The sequence below is a fragment of the Cohaesibacter intestini genome (genome assembly GCF_003324485.1).
In the GTDB taxonomy this organism is placed as follows: domain Bacteria; phylum Pseudomonadota; class Alphaproteobacteria; order Rhizobiales; family Cohaesibacteraceae; genus Cohaesibacter; species Cohaesibacter intestini.
Genome location: NZ_QODK01000012.1, coordinates 1 through 19460, shown reverse-complemented (window position 1 = coordinate 19460; position 19460 = coordinate 1). Strand labels below are relative to the sequence as shown.

Below are 19460 nucleotides of genomic sequence, written 5' to 3'. Positions count from 1 at the left end.
CATCTGCTTTTTCAAAAAGTTATGCAAAACATCAAGACCTAAGCCTCAACCCGCAAACTCTGAATTTTGGAGCAAACCGCCCCGCCGCCAGCAGCGCCGCCGCTGTCGATGAACCGGGTTATAGACCCACCCCTAACCAGAGTCAAACACTAAAATACATTTTTATGACAACAAATCGGGATAAATCAAAAATTAAATAATTTCAATGACTTAGAGAAGAACTAAATATCCCCATACCTCGCAGCCAGCAACAAAGCGCAAGGATAACTTCACTTCGCTTTTCATTCCTGTCAATTGGTCTCGAAATTAGATCGTCAGCACCTGACTTCTGCATCAAAGAACCCCGCAAGATTGCTCTCACGGGGCGACTTATTGGGTGTTTGTGAAGCCAGATTCCTTAGGCAGCCTTCAGCAGCACCAAGTCTTCTATACGTTCAGCAAATTCCAAGCCGGCAAATTCACCGTCCTGCCAGGCAACGCGCGCCGCGACCACTTTCCCCGTCGCCAGTTCAAGCTGTATAGTCTCGTTTGGTTTAAACGCCTGAGCGTTGGTCAGCTTGCATCCCTGTTCACTTGCATCAACAATCACGGCATTGACCCGATTGCCGTTATGAAGCAGCGCAACAACTTCTCTCATTTTCACCCGCAGGCTATTGCGTCTTTCACGCACATCTTGTCGGACATCGTTGAGGAAGCCTTCAACATCTTGCGCCAGCTGACGCGCTGCCACACTCAGCTTGTCTGACGCCGCTTCCACACTTTGCGCTTCTGTGGCCGTCTCTCCAATCACGGCCGCGACCCCTTGAGCGCTGTTCATCGCATTCTGGGTGTCGGCAGAAACTTTCTGAATCGAACCGGCAATTTCCTGCGTCGAGGCTTCTTGTTCTTCCACGGCCGACGCTATTGTGGCCGTCACACCGCTAATATCATCAACGGTGGAGGTAATACGGCCAATCGCATTGACGGCATTCTCTGTCAGAGTCTGGACCGAAGTAATCTGACCCGAAATCTCTTCCGTTGCCTTGGAGGTCTGGCTCGCAAGCTCCTTCACCTCGGACGCCACCACGGCAAATCCCTTGCCCATTTCCCCGGCCCTTGCCGCCTCGATCGTCGCATTCAATGCCAGCAGATTGGTCTGATCCGCGATGTCACGAATGATTCCCACAACTGTGCCGATCCGCTCAGCTGCTTCTGCCAATGAGGCGACATCCTTGTTGGTGCTGCGAGCAAGCTCAGTCGCCGCCCCCACCATTTTGTTTGCATGAACCGCCTGTTCGGAAATTTCCCTGACCGAAATCACCATCTGATCTGTTGCGGAAGCCACCGTTTGCACATTGCCCGAAGCACCGGCAGATGCCTGCCCGGCCGCATTGGCGTCTGACGTCGCCGAATTGGCAACCTTTGTCAGAGTGCCAGCCGTATCCTTCATGGCAACAGTCTGGCCTTCAACAGCCTGTAGGGTATTGTCAATCATATGACGGAAGCTCCCGACCAGCTTGTCGAGATGGTTCTGGCGGCGCACCTCACGCTCCCGCTCTTGCATTGCCTCTTTTTCCAGGCGCTGACGCTCAACCGCATTCTCGCGGAAGACCTGAATCGCCCGCGCCATATTGCCAATCTCGTCACCTCTGTCGGCGCCAATGATTTCAATATTGGTATCATCTTGCGCCAGACACTCCATATCTTTCACCATTATCATAAGTGGCACGGTGATCGACCGGGCGATTTTGAACGACAAGACCACCATGAAGGCGCACATGACGGCCAGAAGCCCCAGCACCCCTTAGAATTCCTTATTGACCTCTGACGCGACACGCTCTGCCTGGGAGACAACATCAGCAGCAACCTTGTCCTCGACCCCCTTCAGCAAATCAATACGCTTGGTGCTGGCGGCAAACCAGTCAGGTCCGCTCACAGAGGAGATGTCCCCTCCAAACGGCCCCTTGTTTGCGAGCGCCCGCAAGCGATCCACCTCTTGCTGCTCGGCACTGGCCAGGACACCAGTCAATGCCGCCTGCTCTTCTTCAGATGCAAAGCGATTGAAAATGGAGTGGAACGAAGTCTGCATCGCACCCAGACCTACAAAGTTGCGATAGACACCTTCGGCAAAGGCACCGGACCCGAAACCGGCGGCCCCCATGGCGCGTTCAATGCCTGCGCGCTCCTTTGCCTGCAGGAACGCCATATAGGCCACAAGGGATCGAACGGTCTCACCCTCGTTCGTCACAAGGGCAATGCTTTCGACCGAAGCGAGCAGTTTGGCGATCAGCGGCGTATAATAGCCAGCCATTTGAGGCACCGTTCGGCGAAACCCATCGACGTCTCCACGCACCGCAGCGAGCTTCTCCAACTCGGCCCGGGCAGCCTCATAAGGTGTCTTGAAGCCATCAAAAGCCAACTTGCCGGTTGCCGCCGGAATCACATCATAAAAGGCCCGCAACGCCCGATCCGTATCTTTGCGCCGTGCGCCGATCGTGTCAGCGAATTTCTCACCCTTGGATCCGATATAGCCAGCCGAGGTTCCGCGTTCCTTTTGCAACTCATGCACAAGCCCGGAAATAGACGGCGCAATCCGGGCAACTTGGACAACGGCCTCCGCCTCCACCAGTTGTTGTCGCTTGGTCACCAGTTCAAACCCGGCAAGCGCAACAAGTGCGAACAAGGGAACGAAGGCCAAAAGTGCAATTCGAACCGAAATCGGCATATTCTTGTTCTTCAAGGAAACAGTCATGTGGAACCCCATCAGGTGCAACTCCTGATAGAGTAGTGATAAGTAACTTAACATTAACTTACCAAAAACGACGGACTGGGAGATTTGCCCTCCGTCCAGATGAAGCGCTTCACCTGACAAGGGCAAGGACCGGCACAATGAACGCATCTTATACAGTTTGCGGGGAGGAGATTCAGGCCCCAGGGGAGCCGACTCATTCTTTGTGATTGAAATGACCACAGACATAAGCCCCTGCACCTAGCAGAGGTGTTCAGGCCATTTCAGCAAATGAAAAGACTTTACAACAAAGGCCTTTAGGGAAAATTCCCTAACGCCTCCTTCTTCGTTATTAGCCATCAAGAGGAGACTGAAGGAGTGAAAACCAACCAGACCCACCAGCTGACACATTTCGGCTTCCAACTAGCCATGCCATTGAGAGAAGGTTCTGAGAGAAGGTTCAGCAATCGCTGGCCACGGGCACTTGGCATGGCCGGCCTCCAGACTGGAAATTTCCAGACACATCCAACGCAATTGATCTGCGCTGACACACCGGATTTCAGCCAAACGCCAATCTGATTCGCACGAAACAGACCCCACCCGACCATTTATGGCACAAGGCAAACCAGCCAGCAAAACAAGTGGAAATCAAGAAATGGTGACCCCGGCGCGATGGATACCCCACCCCTAGATACCATCTTAAATTATTGAAATATATATTATATTAGATCATTCGCAATAATCGCCTCGTACCACGTTTTCGTACCACGTTTGACAGGATAAAACTCAATAAAAAAGAGTCGCTTCTCTAAAACAGTCTCCCAGCCACGAAACTTCAACCCACGCTGAGGCAATGTTCAATCTCAGACCATCGCGGCAGGGGCATATCCCTGGTGATGGCTATTCTCAAAGAAGGCGAATAGTTGATCAGTTCGGGCGTCGAGCTCGTCATCATCATACTTCGAAGCAGGTAAGCCGGTTCGCTCATCATAAAGAAGATCATAAATTTCCTGTCGCAGACCATCGCGCGTTGCTTGTTTCTGAAAAACATCGTGGACTTGTTCCATCTTGCTCTTGATCGCCTCAAGCACAGCAACCGAAGCTGACTTAATCTGCTTGATCTCGTCCTTGGAAAGGTCCTCTCGAAACAGAAGGTCAAAGATCGGTTTCTGTTCAGCAGTGAGGCCGAGCGCCACATGAGACTGAGCCTCGGCTTCCATTTCCGCAGCAAGATTCATAAGGGCCTCAAAGGTGGCCTCGATAGTGTTCTTGTCCTTTTCCTTGTTGTAGTCCTTGATGATCTTGTCGAAGCGCTCTTCAAAATCGGTGAGTGTGGGGTTAGCCGCCAGCATTTTCGCCAACCGATTGCTTATCACCTCACGCAGATCCTGTGTATCGCAGGCCTTCCTCTCGCTCTTTGCAAATTCCTTGCGCAGAAGATCGAAATTCACCTTTGAGATATCAAAGATCCGGTCCCCCTGGGTATCCGGTGTGATCTGAATAGCGTCTGCGACTATTTCGTTGAGCTTTTTGATGATCGAGGTCGTATCCGCTTCTGCTTTGTCGTCCTGCAAAGAGCTATAGATGTAGTTGATCGCCTGATATGAGCCCTTGAAATCCTCCGCCCAGGCAAAAGTCAGGCAGGCCTTGTATTTGCGGAAGACGGCTCGCGCAGCAATCTCGAACCCTTTACGAGTCTCGTCATTCTTGTTGATCGTCTCCTTGGCATCCTTCAGAGCCTTCAGCTTGTTGAACCCCTCAGCCTTCTTCAGGCGCTCCATATCAAACCCTTCATTCCGCAGGCGTTCATCAACCAAGGCGATGGCTTCGATGAGCTCGTTTCGAAGCTTTTCTTCGGGATTGACTGGATCGACTTCAGGAGCTGGTTGTCCACCCTCTCCGCCCATGACACCCCCGCCAGTGTGTCCGGCAAAGGTCGCAAGAGCTTTCCTCAAGTTTTTGAGAATGCCGCAATAGTCCACGATCAGGCCATTGTTCTTGCCTTCTTTCACGCGGTTCGCACGGGCAATGGCCTGCATCAGCGTGTGGGCTCGCAGTGGTTTGTCAAGATAGAGGGTGGAGAGCGAAGGGACGTCAAAGCCCGTCAGCCACATGGCACAGACGATCACGACTCGGAAAGGATGCTGCTCTCGCTTGAAAGCAGTTTCCACGTCCAGCCGCCTTTCGTCCTCGCGGCCACCGACCAGTTCCTTGACCGTGAAGCCATCGTTCATCCGCTTGCGGTGCGGGATGATGTCGAGCCCCCAGTCCTTGAACTTCTTGATCTCGTTCTGTTCGTCGCTGACCACCACAGCCATTTCTGTTTCGCGCATCCATGCGATCTGGGATTCTCGCTGGATCCGCTCCTGGTCATCCGTGACAGATTTGAGCTCAGCTTCAAGAGCATCAATGCGGGCTTTCCATTCTTCTTGGATGTAATTGTACATCCGGACTGCGGTGATCTTGTCGATGGCGACGAACATCGCCTTGCCACTTTCCCAGTTGGTTGAGAAGTGCCAGGCGAAATCCCTTGCGATATGCCGCAAGCGTGGTTCGGCGGTCACAACATGATATTCGCGTTTCAGAGCATCGGAAAGCTTGGCGGCAACATCCGCGTCTTCAATCTCGGCATCCGCAATCGCTTCGGCGAGCTGTTCATTGAGGTCAGCCCCAGCGATCTTCAGCTTATCACCCCGCGCATCATAGAAGAGCGGCAGGGTCGCACCGTCCACGATGGCATCCTGAAAATTGTAGGTGGACAGGTATCCGCCAAAGACTTGCTTGGTGATCTCGTCATTGGCAAACAGAGGCGTTCCTGTGAAGCCGATAAAGCTGGCGTTTGGCAGCCCTTTGCGCATGTTCAGGGCCAACATGCCATATTGGGTACGATGCGCCTCGTCCGTAACAACGATCAACTTGTCGCTGGTCGAATAGACGCCATTCTTTGCCTCTTCATCAGTGAACTTCTGGATCATCGTGAAGATGACCTTCTTCTGCTGCCCCAGTAGTTCACGCAAATTCTTGGCCGACGAAGCCCGACAGGCATCTTTGTCATTGTTGGCCAGCCCAACAGAGGCGAAGGTCTTGTAGATCTGGTTGTCCAGATCGGTACGGTCGGTCAGAATCAGGAACGTGAAGTCACCACCCAGCTTGCGATGCACCTTCTGTGCGAACATGGCCATTGAGAAGGACTTGCCCGACCCTTGCGTATGCCAGAAGACACCGAGCTTGCGCTCCAGATCCTCACGGGTCTTCACCGCCTCAACTGCGCGGTTCACACCCAGATATTGGTGGTTCTTGGCGATGATCTTTGCCGGTCCATTCGCTGTGTCGGCAAACAGGATGAAGTTCTCGAACAGGTCCATGAATCGCCGTTTGTCGCAGACGATCTTCAACAAAGCTTCCATCGGCAGCCGAGCGTCCCGCCTGTCGTTTTCATCGAGTTTGAGCCATTCAGCATAATGCTCATAGTCGGCGCTGATCGAGCCCAGCCTGCCCTCTTCGCCATTGGCGAGGATGACAAAGGCGTTGAAATGGAAGAGATGCGGAACGGTATCCTTGTAGTCGGTTAGATTTTCGGCATAGGCGCGGCGCAGATCCTTGTCGGGGCGCTTCAGTTCACAGAACAACAACGGCAACCCGTTGACGAAGCCCACGATGTCTGCGCGTCGCCGATGGGCATAGCCTCCGATCCACAGCTCACGGACACAGAGAAAGTCGTTATTCTCCGGCGTGTCAAAATCAAACACGCGCAGATGCTCCACCTTCTGCTCGCCATCCTGTCGGAACTTCACCTGAACCCCGTCCCGGATCAGGGCGTATTTCTCCTGATTGATCCTGATGAGCGACTGAGAACCAAAGATCTCGGTGATCTTCTGCAAGGCCATTTTATAGGCCTCGTCCGGCAGACCGGGGTTCAGAGTAACCAGCGCTTCTGACAGATAGCGGGTTAGGATCGCTTCCTTGTCAGATTTGCGTCCAAGGGTACCCTCTGGCCCAAAGGTTTCCTGGTTCCAAGCCATGACGGATCGCCAGCCATGCTTGGTGACCAGATAATCAGACATTGTCTTCTGGACCAGTTGGTCTTCGGTGAATTGATTCATGGCTGGATATTACACCTAAACGGGAATACGTCCATCCATTAAACGCGGAAGGAGAAGATCTCGGGCTTTGGCAAGCTTATCGTTTTGAAGCAAGAGCTGTTCTACTTGTTTGCGAGTTGGAGCAACCTTAAGGCTGAACTCGCACTGTATGCCCCGATCAGGAACAACTAAACCAACTCGTCCAAGGTCCTCTTTACTCAACTCTGTTTGGCTGGTCGAGCCTTTGCCGAGCGTCTCAATCAGCGTTTCCTTTTCAATCACGGCAGCTCCAAACCAGAACGGATCAACACTTTCTGATGGACGGACAATAGAAACGTGGCTATCGACTGTCAGATTGTCTCGTTCGCCATGGAACTGAGCGATACGACCTAGCGTACCTTTACCTGTAGAGTTCACCAATACGTCTAATGCTTGCACCAGCTTTTTGTCTGGCACCCGTTTCGACTGTTTTCTGGCAAGCTGGAGCGTCGCTCTATTATCGCGAATACACTTTTGATTGATTACCAAGCCATTTGCTTCATCATCATACTTCGGAGCAATCCCGCGAGATATGTATTGTGAAGCATCAGCAAGCTTCATGCGCTTCCACCCCTCCGGTAGGCCATTGACGAATTTGCTGGTCTCATGGCCGGGAAAGCGGAAATGGACGAACCATTCACGATACAGAAGCCGCGCCGCCTGCTCCAACAACGCAATCCGCCGCCGGTTATTCTCAATCAGATCGTCATAGGCAGAAAGCACCCCCGCAATTCGCTCTTGGGTATGGAGGCTAGGAACGCAGACCTTCACGTTCGAAAAGGTCGTCTTGTTGATAATCGGCTGAGCCGCACCTCCGCTCAATCCTATAGACCGTATAGCATCCTTGTTGTGGAGCATGAGGTAGTAGACAAAGCGCCCGTCGTGCTCTTCATTGGGAACGATACTGTTGATCTGCTGGTTCGTAAGGCTCATCTCTGACGTGATCCCACACTTACCGATCGTGTTCCCGATGCATGTGAACGTGGTCGCCCCTGCCGGAAGCATCTGGTTCTTGTGCTGGTCTTTCGACAATTTGGTGATCGTCGAATGGGTCGTGCGCACGAAATAGCTATGCCAGTCTAAATCCGTCGGCGTTACGAACGGAAATTCTCCATCATAGAAGTCCCGATTCTTCGTCGAAGGTGTCTTTCCTGTAACGACCTTGCCAAGGTCCGAGATCGGCTTCACTTGCCAACTCATACCATCAACTCCGCAAAATTCTTTGAGATCGTATCTGCCAGCTCCGCCGCTTCTGCATTCAGGGTCTCCAACTCGTCGTGGATCTCCTTGATCGCTTCTTCGAAATCGAAATCCTCGTCATCTTCTTCCGGAGCCACGCCCACATAGCGGCCCGGTGTCAGGCTGTAGTCATTCTCAGCCAGCTCTTCCATGCTCACCAGTTTGACCAGCCCTGCAACATCACACAGCTGTCCTTCCGGGAAGCGCGACAGAAGCCAGTCTGCCTGACCGGCGAAATATCGAAACCGCTTCAGGGACCCGGTTGGTGTCAAATGGATTTCCGGATCGCCTGTCAGCGACGCACGGGCATCAGCAAGCGCCGTCAGATGCTTCTTGCCCTCAGCGGCTTTTTCTCCCGCAGCAATTGCTTCCTCCTGCGCCTTCTGCATCAGCTTGGCCAGATGGTCGATTTCCTTGATCACGGTCTTTGCCTGATCTGCGAAGGGCTGCATGGCCTTCAAAGCCGCCGTCAGAGCATCAATGGTTGTTTCGGGTTGCTCCAGCTTTGCTGCATTATCAGCATAGTCTTTCGCATCGGATCCCAGCTTGTCGATGCCGGCTTTCAACTCGCTCGTGTCGGTGTGTGCTGTGAAATGAATACAGGCCTTCTCCAACACCTCAAGCAATTCAGTGAAAACAGCCTGCTGCGCTTCCCTTCGCGCGGTGGAGAGGTAATCCTGCACCAATGTTGCAAAGCGGTCTTCCTGACCACGATAGAGCCAGACAATTGCCGAGAGATTCTTTTCCTGCTCGGGCGAGAAGTCGCAGATCTTACGCGTCACCTTGCGGAAGACCTGCCTTGCATCCAGCATCAAGACCTTATCGCGCAGATGCTCCGGCTTGCCCTTGTCCATGAACCAGATCTCGCAGGGCACAGTGCGCGTGTAGAAGAAGTTACCCCGGATCGCGAGCATGACGTCAATATCGCCGCTCTTGACCATCGCCTCGCGAACCTTGGCTTCCTGCCCGCCAGCAGAAGAGGCTTGAGACGACATGACGATGCCAGCGCGGCCTGTGCCGGACAGGTAGGAATGAAAGAAAGACATCCAGACATAGTTGCCGTTGGACACCTTGCCGCCCTTGTTGACCCCAGGAAGGCCAAAGGAAAGACGGGGATCATCCTTCATCTTCTCGGCGTCGATCTCGTCGACGTTGAAAGGCGGGTTGGCCATGACATAATCAAACGGTCCCTGAGCCTTGTGCGGGTCTTCATAATAGCTGATGGCCTTCTCGATGCGGCCTTCAAGGCCATGCACCGCAAGGTTCATCTTGGCCAACCTGATTGTGGTCGGGTTCTTCTCCATGCCGTAGAAGGTCAACCGTTCATTCGGGTTTGCCTGCATCGCCTCAACGAAATGCGCCGACTGAACGAACATCCCACCCGAACCGCAGGCTGGATCGATGACCTTGCCCTGTGCTGGTTCGATGATATTGACAATAGTCTCAACAATGCTTCTTGGTGTGAAGAATTCCCCGTTGTCATGGGCCTTCTGGTCGGCAAACTGGGTCAGGAAGTATTCATAGATCTTGCCAAAGACGTCTCCGTCGGCCTTTTGCAGCGCCGGGTCATTGAAGATCCGCAACACCTGGCGCAGAGCATCCTCGTCAATCTCGGCATATTCCTGCTTTGGCAGAAGACCTTCGAGCGCAGTGTAGTCCTCCTCGATAGACTTCATTGCTGCGATGACAGCGGTGGACGCGACCTCGCCTTCCGGCAACCCAACCAGATAGTCGAACTGGGCTTCTTCACGCAGGAAGATCGATGACCGAGCCGAGAAGTCCTCTTTGGTCAGAGGTCTCGTCTTGCCACCACGCGAGGGTAAGGTTGGGATGATCTCGTCCCGGACCTTGAGGAAGCGGGAATAGGCGTGGCGCAGAAAGATCAGTCCCATCACCGGCATGAAATATTCGTTGCTGGCGAAGTTCGAGTTGGCCCGAAGTGAGTCAGCAGCCGTCCAGAGGCGCTGTTCCAGTTTGCCAATATGCTCCACAATATGTCTCTTCTCTTTGGAATGTTGTTGTGGGGCACGTTAGCGAGTTTGGATGTCGTGGGCCAGCTTGACTTGCAAGGATCTGTTGAAAGGTGATGCGACCCATGTAAGCAACCCAGAGAAGCACCAACTCAAAAAATCAATCAAGTAAGGGCATGCGGTTTCGTGAAACTGAGCAAGCCTCATCGCGACCGCAAACCCAAACGCTCAATGAGCCTCTAAAGCGGACATTATCCGCCTAAAATCCTGTACACTTTCCAAGCGGAACCGTGTCAGATCTCCGTGCGACAGCTGCGACATTGTATTAAGCGCAGAATGGCGTCCAGACCCTGCCTTGCTAGAAACAAAGGGTATCGACCCGTCTTCGATACTCGAAACAAATCGAGAAAGAACCCAGAGGTTTGCGGGCGTGTTCTCCCCTTTCTCGAACATAATCTCGATTGGCCGACCGTGGCTTGCTTTCAAAACGTACCGATTGGCATAAGTCTTCTGATGACCTGAAGGGTGTTCAATAGCGACGGCATCAAGCATTTGCACAATCTGCGCTTTCAACTGCATTCGGCAATCCTTCGGAAACTTGGCGCGATTACCTTTTGGAGTTGCCGTGGCGCTTTCTTCTTGCTTTGAACCTTGTTTGACACCAACGAGCCTCTGACCGAGGTGTGCCTCAGCACGTAACACAACCTCAGCAGCAGCCCTGGCATCTTCCTCGCCGTCATGGTGACGAAAAACCAGGCCGAGATGTTGTTTGAGAGATTTAAGTCCATGTCCCCCTCTCCCTTTCAACTCGGGCCAGGCCTGTCTGGCGATCAGAACGCTATCTCTCCAATCCCAGTCGGGACATTCCTGCCGATGCAGATCACAAGCAGCATTGATCGCGCTTTTGTCGAAACTGCTGTGCTGAAAAACAACCTGCCCGTTTAGCAAGGGCATGAGGTGAGAAAGAGCTGCTGGAAAACTCGGGGCATGGGCGACGTCTTTTTGCGATATTCCATGGACCCAGGAGCAGCTCCAGTTACTCGTCTCCGGGTTTATATAGGTCGACCATGTCTCGATCTCACCACTATCCTTGACGCCAGCGATGCCGATTTGGCAAATGCTACTACGATCATTATTCGCAGTCTCGACATCCAAAGCGAAAAATCGAAACGGCCCCTTCGGCAGTGGAGCACGCACTTGATTAGGGGACTGACATCGATTTGAAGGCATCTCTTTCCCCTTCTATGCAGAATGAATAAATCGCTCCAATTGGCGATCAAGTGCTGAGATCTCGTCGTCTGATAGTTGGAGCTCGTGGATCAGCTCATTTACCAGATCAACAGGTTCATCATACGCTTGCATAGCCTTCCCATTCCAAGCCGTCGCCTCAGCGGGAGCTAAGGATATTACTTGCTGCTCCAAACCCGAGATATCAGAAGTATCTGGCACCGCAAACCAAACAGCCTTGCAATGCTGGGCGATAAACGCGTTTCGAAGTTTCTTTGCAACGAGCCCATCCGCGTTGGTTTCCGCATCATTTCGCAACCGCCACATCCGCCCAGTGTTGTACATGTATGAAAAATAGTGGCTCATTGTCTCTGAACCTGTTCTATGGCGCAGATGGATGCGTTTATAAAAGGATTCGTTCTCCGCACTTGTAGAGCCTATATGTCTCAACTGACCCAAGTGATTCACGAGACCGTAAATCCCCCGACGATCTTTCGGAGCAAGTTTTGTTGGTTGCGGTTTCGCGCTCATAATTTGCGCGAGAACATAGCTGGCGCTTGGTGCAAGCGTGTCGTGATCGAAATGATTCTGCACTCTCCTTAGATCCTTTTCTTCTCAACACGCTGCCAAGAGACACCACTCACAATCCCCCACAATCCATTTTCATTTGGTCGCCGCCAACGGGGAACAGGCATAGCATTCAGCATGGTAAGAGCTTCCTCAAAGCTGCTTACATTCAACTCTTGACCCTTCGAACCAATCTGAAACAAGCCGTTGCGCTCTAAGCTTGGATTAAAAATCGAACCGTCGCGGGCAACTGGGACAAAAATTACATTTTCAAGTGGGGCCAATTCTTCGGACTCCACTTCCTTTGTTTCGTCGTCAGAGTTTTGCCAGATCGATTTCAAAAAGCCCTTTCTCTTCATCAACCAAGAGAGCGCACTCATTGCTTCGATGCCTCCGTCTGCACCACGCTTCAAAGGACCTGCATTTCCGGACATCAAATTTCTAATCCGGCCTTCGGAAATTCCTCCCAAAACAGACATAGAGTGCACATCTACGTCCCCGCTGCAGTTATCGATTGCAAACCGAGAACGCGCCAAATGACAAACTTTCACAATTTGGTTGTTCCCACCATTGATAGAAGCAACATCAAGCCGCTCACAGAATGCAACCACTTCAGCAACCAAATCAGTCACCCATGCTTCTCGCTGAGCTGCAGGCACAGCCGATGGCGTTACTCCATACAGACCGTATTGGAGAGCATGTCCGAGGCGCTGAGCGATGGGTAGAGCCGTTCCAACGGTTAAAGTGTCATTCAATAGGTCTCGCCAACTCAACGGAGCTTCGGATTCAGTTCTAACTATATTTCTTGCAAGAGCCTGCAATGGCTCCTTAGCCACCTCAGCACCGGCCAAACCTTCAATATTCTCGAAAGCCTGCTCAACCAAGTCCGCAAGCCACTGAACATAATCCCAATACTCATGATCATCGCCGTAGCGAAACAACATTTCCTCGTTTGCTGCGCGGCGTTCGTCAGCGCTCATAATTTCTTCTTGCATTTGATTTCTTTCTTAGCTGTGGAGGTGTCTAATTTGTCGTCGTACATACATCAAGTTTCGGCGACACGAGGGTGTCTTGGGCGCAACAATAAATCCATTCTCAAAGCACAAGCGAATATGCTTTTTTCCATTTCTAATGCCAAGTAGCTCTACGCCTTCTTGGCAGCAAAGCCTCTCATAGTCACGCTCGATACCCATAATTGACACCTCATTATTTCAACATAAACGACTTCACAAATATACCTATTGAAAATCGCAATTGCAACAGGTATTTTTGTGATTAAATAACTCACGTATCAACTATTTTTGATTTTCCGTTCATTTTCAGCAACTTATAATTTCCACAGGCATCCTACCAGGCAGTCGATAACACCAACTGGTTCAGGGTTCATTTTCGGAAAAATCTTTGAAAGGGAATACGCTCTCTCACGCGAGAAATCCCCCCCTCCCCCCATACGAATGCGCCAAATGCAATCGCAGGAACTCAACATTGATTAGCAGGTGCTTTGGCACATATTCGCCTCAGAGTCCTATTTGGGTAAACCCTAGAAGGACGTCTCACAGTCGATCCGAAATCGTCTCATTAAAGCTATTTACAATTTATCGGACACACTCTATCGTCATGTTTAGACCCTATTCGGACACAACGAGATAAGACAATGACGAAATACGGATATGCTCGCGTCAGCACGACAGACCAAGATCTCTCCATTCAGAACGAACAACTCAAGCCGCTAGTGGACGTAATTAGAGAAGAGAAACAGTCCGCTACCAGTCTTAAGAACAGATCCGAGCTTCGTACGCTTCTTGATTTCATCAGGAAGGGCGATGTACTGGTCGTCACCCGCATTGATCGTCTAGCCCGTTCTGTCGCCGACCTATCATCTGTAGTGCAAGAACTCAACGACAAGGGAGCGTCGCTGGAAGTCACCGAACAAAGCATCGATACGAGCACCCCAGCAGGAAACGCTTTCCTTCAGATGCTAGGAGTCTTCGCCGAGTTCGAAACCAATATCCGGCGAGAACGCCAGATGGAGGGGATCGCCAAAGCCAAAGAGGCAGGGAAATATCGAGGTCGGAAGAAGTCCATTGATCTTTCTGCAATCCTGAAACTGAAAGAAGATGGCATGGGCCCAGCAGCAATTTCCAGAGAGCTAGGGATCGCGCGATCAAGCGTTTATCGAATTCTTGCAGAGAATTCCACAGGCTAGCGCTACATTTTTCGTCGAATTTTCCCCGAAAATACACATAGCTTCTTAGCTTTTAGGGCGCAAAAAACTCAGCTTTCTGCCGTTTTTACACATGGCATGTCACTAAATATGTCACAAGCCCACTAAATTTACACATCGACACTTTTATCATTCATTCCTACATTCCGCTCATAACTTGAAAGGACAGGTGATGAACCGGATCAAAGAACTGCGAAAAAAGAAGGGAATGTCACAAAGGGATCTCGCCAAGGTAGCTGGTGTCAGTCAACAGCAGATTCAAAGGATCGAGACTGGAAACTCCAACACCAAATTCGAAGTGATAAAGAAGATTTGTGCCGCCCTAGGAGAAACCAGCATTGGACACGTCTTCCCTGACAGCCAACAACCTGCAAAGTTCCCAACTTATATGGACTTTGAGGAGAATGAAGACGAAGACGAGATATTTGATGAACGAGATCCGTCGTTCGTCGAGATGTACTTGAACGGTCCAGCGCTTGATCTGCCCAAGCACCACAAAGTTCGTATCTTCTTGAAGGGAAATCGTTGCTGCGAATTTGAGATCAATGGCAAAGAAATCTCAGCTCTTCGTTCTGCCCTAGGCCACCGCACTCAAGAGCTAAGTTTCGCCGTTTTTGAAACGAGCACGACAAAAGTGGCACTAAACGTCACGCATGTTATTGCTGCGCAGTTTTTTATTATGGACGGTGAGGAGGACCCTGCCCCCAAGAATATCCAGTCAATCTCTTCTGATAAAGTCGCCATAATTTCACCCGAGCAGGCGGAACCAATCGAACTATGGGTCGGTCCAGACGAGGATACAATCTTCAATGACTTTGCTGATCAATGGAAGATCCAATTGCAAGATGCATTCTTTTGGGCCGGGGCTGCTGACGATGAAGATTGTGCAGTTATTCACTTAACGGACAGCGATAGCTTCACAGTCATGGTCCGTCTTGACCAAATCTCATTGCTATCAGCACCACTTGAATGGATTGCATTCAAGTCGGACGGAACACCACGCGAAACACACGAATCCTCTGACGAAACTTAATTCTGCAGCTCATAGCTGCTTGATACCTCGCCCGAGGTAATCGGGATCTTTAAAACTTCAACTCCTAACCAAATTTGGTGGTTCGCCACCGAACCAGATCAACGCGCCCTAACGCAACCCATTGAAAGGAAATCTAAATGGAAAACAACACTATCTACTCTCAAAACGGATACATGCCTTCTTCTGTCAAAGCTAAAGACATTTTCGAGTTCATCGGCTACATGCGCGAAGACGTCGCCTTGCACGAATACAGCCTTGCGGGCCTGATGGTGAGCGAGTTTCGCCCTATCCTTGAAGAAGCAATCGACGCTTATGCCGAATTCGAGATGCTTCATCCCGAAGCAATTCTCAAAGAACCATTTGAAGGCTTGCCTGACGATCATCCGTTGGTTCAAAACTGGCTCTGTGCACACGTACTCCCAGCGATTGCAAGAGATGATTGCTACTTTGTTGGCGAAGAAGACGTAAAAGCAGGAAAAACCTCTTTCGAAGAGTTTTTCAGAAACACAATGCAGAGCATTGCGAAAACGATACATTTGAGCAAAACCAGACATTAAAACCGGTGCAAATAGCCACATCGGTACTTGTAATTAGGTAGCCACTACACGGTCGACTGGGATGCTGCAAGGTCCCGGTCGACCTCATGTGAGAAAGCTCTTTTGAGTGTTACTGAAAATGTACGAAGTTAACACTCCCTATAGAGACAATAATACCCACACCCAATTAAAACACTCTATAGAGGTTACGTTTTCCAGCTCCCAGCATTGACCGCCGCTATAGAGATATCATTTCGCTTCACCGCAGTTAATATTACGGACCACAGGCCAACTCTTCAAGTTCACTCGGGTTGCTCTGCTCGCTAGCCTTGAGATGATGACAAAATTCGACAAGTCCACCTGAGACCCAGATTCCTATGGCCCCGAACCCTTTAGACTACTTCATTCTTTATCTTTGATGGTGGGTTGGGGTCGTCGGTCGCAAGGCGCTCTTCAGGTTCCCTTTCCAAGCCCAGCGCTCGAAGAGCGATGGCTCCCGGTTGGAGAGCGGCTGAAGTGGTCTTGAAGGGTCCAGTCCAAGGAATGCGTGTGATCAGATTAAGTCTCTCTTATAGGGTTATAATACGCACAACTCAGCGCCTGACCTTCGTCAGACGGCTTAGGTCCCCCTCACCTCTCAGTTTCTGAGCCGACAGGCTCTCTCAAGTTCCTCCTTGTGAGGAATCGCAGCGACTTGCTGCACTCACCCTCAGTGCATCTGGGGGATTTCGCCGGACAAGGAAAGGCCCATGATGGTCACCCCTATCCAAACATCCACCTCAAACCCAATCGTCGATCCTGACTTCTACGTCTCCAAAATGGAGAAGCACTGGACCGACACCCTCGGCAACGTGTCAAGCCAACCCCTTCGGGATCTCTGGCGGCGCATGTGTCTCATCTTCAACCAACAAATCGATAGCTTCGGAACGCCGGAAGGCAAGAGGATCAAAGTCCTCCCGCCACCGACAGGAACCGGAAAAAGCCAAGGGCTTGCCGTCTACTGCTCTTGTCTTGAAGAGAATGGACATCCGGGCGTTCTGATCGTTGTTCGATTGAAGAAGCAGGCTGACGATGCAGCCGAAACGATAAACCAACTGGCAGGAAAGCCGATTGCGCTTGCTCGTCACTCAGACACCTCGGTCACCCCGGAGCAAGTTGAGCAGTCACCTGTCATCATCATCACCCACAAGGCATATGAGAATGGTCTCGATGCCGTAGCAAGAGGAGAACCAGAACAATCAGCATGGTCTCAGTTCCACAAATTCCAAAACGGACAAAGGCGGCTCGTTGTCATCGACGAAGCCCTCGATCTGCTTCAGGAATCCAAAGTCACCCTCGAACAGGCTAAGTACCTCCATGCGTCTTTATCCTCAAAGCACAGCGCTGAAGAGGCACCCGCACTGGATACCCTGAGCCGCTTCGTCTGCGCCTATGAGGCCCTGACAGAAAGGAACAAGGATGGTCGGGAGATGGTTGTTGAACGTGACGCCCTGAAGGATTTCGAACCAACAAGCCTCACCATTCTGCGTCAATCATTGAAGTCCAAGCGCCTTGATAAGGCAATGCTGGGACGGGATGACAAGACCGAGAATAGAAGGCTCATTGGTCACTATTCCGAAGTCCTCAGATCGATCCAAGCGATCATTGCCTCATGGAAGATCTACGGCACCAAGGGAGAGCATTACTGGCTCTCGACGGCAAAGCTGATCCTTCCTGAAGAAGAAGCTTGTGGTGCAGTCATCCTTGACGCAACGGCGAACGAGAATGTTCTCTACAGCCTCCTGCCAGACAAGGTTGACCCTCCCGTGCAACTGCCTTCGAATGCCCGTTCCTATCAGAATGTGACCCTCTATGTATCCAAGGGCCACCGACTGGGGAAAGGATATCTCGAAGACAACGCAAAGGCCGAAGTCGCCAAGCTCATGGAGAACCTCAAAGAGCAAGGCTTGACGGACAGGAAAGTCCTGATCTGTTGCCACAAGTCAGTGGAACCAGTCGTCTTGCTCTATCAGGAACACTTCAAGTCGCTTGGAACGGCGCACTGGGGTGCTATCGATGGCCGCAATGACTGGTCCAACTATGACTGCGTGGTCATCTTCGGCTTGCCCTATCGTGACGACTTCTTCTCAGCCAATCTGTTCTTTGCCGCTCAAGGACCACAGTCCACTGAGTGGTTGAGACAGGAAGAAGAGAGGAAGTGGAAGCACTTCAAGGACGTTCGGCAAGCGATCAAGGTAAGCAACCTGACAACCTCGGTCATTCAGGCGATCAATCGGGTTCGCTGTCGCCGGGTGATTGACGATCAAGGCAACTGTGCGCCAACAGATGTTTACATGCTCCTGCCTTCCGACAAAACAGGCACTGAGCTACTCAGCGACATCAAAGACCACATGCCGGGCATCGTTGAGACCCCGTGGAAACTGAAAGCGGCTAAACGTGCACCCAAGACCTCGAACCACCTTGAAGCCTTCTTGACCTACCTTGCGAATATGCCAGTGGGAAAGAAGAGTTTCACGGATATTAAGAGGCACATTGGGTTCACACGGTCAGCGTCAGACTTCATCAAGAGGAAGCTGAAGAAGCCCTCAGATGACCTCTTGGAATACCTCAAGGTCCATCAGGTGACCTACGAGACCACAGGGTCAAGGAAAGGCGCTCAGACTTGGTTCGAGAAGGCCACAGCCTGACCTCCTATCACCCTGAAATCAACTCAAGGCATCGCGGGTTATCTCGCGGTGTCTTCAAGATCCTGTTTATGCGTATGCTGAAATCAGGTCTCTCTTATAGGGTTATCATACGCATAAATTTGAGACCCACCCCTCCAACGACAATCAGAACTCACAGACGGACCAGATACTTTCCTTGGCTGGTCTTCAAGTGAGCGACTGAGCGTGACCGCAAGACACAGGTAAGGGTGTCTGGTGTCTTTGCTGCTGTTCATGCTCATCAGTGGTGGGTGGGAAGGTCGAGCGCTGAAGGCGGCACTTTGAGTGAACTTGAAGTGTCCCTGAAGTTCATCGTTCAAGCGCTCCCTTCCCGCCACTATTGGCACCTCAAGAGAGGTGGTGGGCTATGAGGCTCTTTTGTCTTCATCCCTCCCACCACATTTTTTGCTCCATGCCTGAGCCTTAATCAGCAAGAAACAAATGGTACTCATAATGCGACCAACTTAATGGTGTGTTTCCACAAAAGCACCCGCTTCAACTCAATGAAATTTTCTTCGTCCAACTGGCCCTCTGGATAATGTCAATGCTCCTACATTTTTCCCGAATGCAGCTATTACTGGCTGCTGCAATCACGCTGTTCTTCGCCTCCTCAAGTTATGCCGCATCGTTCCTCAAGGCTGAAGAGGGATATCTCTACTACTGCGTCGGTCAGAAATTTGATGGGCTGCGAGAACCCAATGCAATTGTCATTCTGAAGCTGCGCAAAGAGGATGTGAGCTACAAGAAAAAGTCCCGCCCAGTCTGCTTTAGCGAGAGTGTCGATGAGCATTTCGTCATGGAACGGTTCTTCGGACGGGATGATGACAAGATCGATGGTGTCGTCGTCTTCCATGTTCCGGTTGTTGTCGCAAATCGATCTTTTAAGGCGCGGGTTTCAGCTCACTTTCCACATCCCTCCTTGAATGCAGCTCTTGATGCCGAGTTTAAAAACACGAAGCAACTTTGTGGCATTGCCGAGAAACCCGATGCTTTGGGGCTATTAGCCCGTCTTATGCATGAAGGTCGGGAATTTGGCTGGCGAATGTAGTGTAAATGGTTGATTTGTTGTAGGATTTGGTTGCTTACACCTATCCATTCCATCTCGCACACACAGCCACATTCGCCATGACC

General features: G+C 51.3%; 14 protein-coding genes and 1 pseudogene. 6 read left to right on the top strand and 9 right to left on the bottom strand.

Annotated features, from left to right (window positions below):
- Positions 1-200, top strand: a 200-nt coding sequence (locus DSD30_RS21800) for a hypothetical protein (RefSeq protein WP_210206116.1), incomplete at its 5' end; no start/stop codon positions are given.
- 197 nt (positions 201-397) lie between these two features.
- Here the strand turns inward: DSD30_RS21800 and DSD30_RS22075 are convergent.
- The 9 genes and pseudogenes from DSD30_RS22075 to DSD30_RS21780 all read right to left on the bottom strand — a co-directional run bounded on the left by DSD30_RS22075 (position 398) and on the right by DSD30_RS21780 (position 12826).
- Positions 398-817 carry a PilZ domain-containing protein gene (locus DSD30_RS22075; protein WP_425359480.1) on the bottom strand — a complete coding sequence of 140 codons (420 nt, stop codon included), beginning with the start codon at positions 815-817 and terminating at the stop codon, positions 398-400.
- Between the two features lie 21 nt (positions 818-838).
- Positions 839-1252: pseudogene (locus DSD30_RS22070) on the bottom strand (methyl-accepting chemotaxis protein); the annotation flags it as partial.
- 531 nt (positions 1253-1783) lie between these two features.
- The gene (locus tag DSD30_RS21020; protein WP_157967815.1) at positions 1784-2731 is read right to left on the bottom strand and encodes a nitrate- and nitrite sensing domain-containing protein; all 948 of its coding nucleotides are present in this window, start codon (positions 2729-2731) and stop codon (positions 1784-1786) included.
- 839 nt (positions 2732-3570) lie between these two features.
- Positions 3571-6810 (bottom strand): type I restriction endonuclease subunit R, encoded by a 3240-nt coding sequence (locus tag DSD30_RS21015; protein ID WP_114011727.1) that lies wholly within the window; start codon positions 6808-6810, stop codon positions 3571-3573.
- A gap of 15 nt (positions 6811-6825) precedes the next feature.
- Complete coding sequence (locus DSD30_RS21010) at positions 6826-8028, bottom strand: restriction endonuclease subunit S (RefSeq protein WP_114011726.1); 1203 nt, start codon at positions 8026-8028, stop codon at positions 6826-6828.
- The gene (locus tag DSD30_RS21005) at positions 8025-10058 is read right to left on the bottom strand and encodes a class I SAM-dependent DNA methyltransferase (RefSeq protein ID WP_114011725.1); all 2034 of its coding nucleotides are present in this window, start codon (positions 10056-10058) and stop codon (positions 8025-8027) included. The genes DSD30_RS21010 and DSD30_RS21005 overlap by 4 nt, the downstream gene beginning before the upstream one ends.
- A gap of 207 nt (positions 10059-10265) precedes the next feature.
- Positions 10266-11267 (bottom strand): exonuclease domain-containing protein, encoded by a 1002-nt coding sequence (locus tag DSD30_RS21000; protein ID WP_114011724.1) that lies wholly within the window; start codon positions 11265-11267, stop codon positions 10266-10268.
- A 12-nt stretch (positions 11268-11279) separates the two neighbouring features.
- Entirely contained in the window at positions 11280-11858 is a 579-nt protein-coding gene (locus tag DSD30_RS21685) for a nucleotidyl transferase family protein (protein WP_157967814.1), read from the bottom strand.
- A 5-nt stretch (positions 11859-11863) separates the two neighbouring features.
- Positions 11864-12826 carry a hypothetical protein gene (locus tag DSD30_RS21780; protein WP_198663090.1) on the bottom strand — a complete coding sequence of 321 codons (963 nt, stop codon included), beginning with the start codon at positions 12824-12826 and terminating at the stop codon, positions 11864-11866.
- A 659-nt stretch (positions 12827-13485) separates the two neighbouring features.
- Between DSD30_RS21780 and DSD30_RS20980 the strand changes: the two genes are divergently transcribed.
- The 5 genes from DSD30_RS20980 to DSD30_RS20960 all read left to right on the top strand — a co-directional run bounded on the left by DSD30_RS20980 (position 13486) and on the right by DSD30_RS20960 (position 19377).
- A complete protein-coding gene (locus tag DSD30_RS20980) occupies positions 13486-14037 on the top strand; it encodes a recombinase family protein (RefSeq protein ID WP_114011721.1) in 552 nt (183 codons plus the stop codon).
- A gap of 190 nt (positions 14038-14227) precedes the next feature.
- Entirely contained in the window at positions 14228-15088 is an 861-nt protein-coding gene (locus DSD30_RS20975; RefSeq protein ID WP_114011720.1) for a helix-turn-helix transcriptional regulator, read from the top strand.
- Positions 15089-15225: 137 nt separating this feature from the next.
- Positions 15226-15645, top strand: coding sequence for a hypothetical protein (locus DSD30_RS21775; protein ID WP_198663089.1), 420 nt, complete (start codon positions 15226-15228; stop codon positions 15643-15645).
- A 728-nt stretch (positions 15646-16373) separates the two neighbouring features.
- Positions 16374-18311: a DEAD/DEAH box helicase family protein gene (locus DSD30_RS20965; RefSeq protein ID WP_114011719.1), complete on the top strand. Its 1938-nt coding sequence runs from the start codon at positions 16374-16376 to the stop codon at positions 18309-18311.
- Between the two features lie 583 nt (positions 18312-18894).
- Positions 18895-19377, top strand: coding sequence for a hypothetical protein (locus tag DSD30_RS20960; RefSeq protein ID WP_198663088.1), 483 nt, complete (start codon positions 18895-18897; stop codon positions 19375-19377).
- Positions 19378-19460 lie beyond the last annotated feature (83 nt).

Bases quoted from the DNA above. Each gene is read 5' to 3' on its own strand.
- DSD30_RS21015 (WP_114011727.1), bottom strand. From the start codon at position 6,810: ATGAATCAATTCACCGAAGACCAACTGGTCCAGAAGACAATGTCTGAT.
- DSD30_RS20960 (WP_198663088.1), top strand. From the start codon at position 18,895: ATGCAGCTATTACTGGCTGCTGCAATCACGCTGTTCTTCGCCTCCTCA.
- DSD30_RS21010 (WP_114011726.1), bottom strand. From the start codon at position 8,028: ATGAGTTGGCAAGTGAAGCCGATCTCGGACCTTGGCAAGGTCGTTACA.
- DSD30_RS21000 (WP_114011724.1), bottom strand. From the start codon at position 11,267: ATGCCTTCAAATCGATGTCAGTCCCCTAATCAAGTGCGTGCTCCACTG.
- DSD30_RS21775 (WP_198663089.1), top strand. From the start codon at position 15,226: ATGGAAAACAACACTATCTACTCTCAAAACGGATACATGCCTTCTTCT.
- DSD30_RS22075 (WP_425359480.1), bottom strand. From the start codon at position 817: ATGAACAGCGCTCAAGGGGTCGCGGCCGTGATTGGAGAGACGGCCACA.
- DSD30_RS21020 (WP_157967815.1), bottom strand. From the start codon at position 2,731: ATGACTGTTTCCTTGAAGAACAAGAATATGCCGATTTCGGTTCGAATT.
- DSD30_RS20980 (WP_114011721.1), top strand. From the start codon at position 13,486: ATGACGAAATACGGATATGCTCGCGTCAGCACGACAGACCAAGATCTC.
- DSD30_RS20965 (WP_114011719.1), top strand. From the start codon at position 16,374: ATGATGGTCACCCCTATCCAAACATCCACCTCAAACCCAATCGTCGAT.
- DSD30_RS20975 (WP_114011720.1), top strand. From the start codon at position 14,228: ATGAACCGGATCAAAGAACTGCGAAAAAAGAAGGGAATGTCACAAAGG.
- DSD30_RS21780 (WP_198663090.1), bottom strand. From the start codon at position 12,826: ATGCAAGAAGAAATTATGAGCGCTGACGAACGCCGCGCAGCAAACGAG.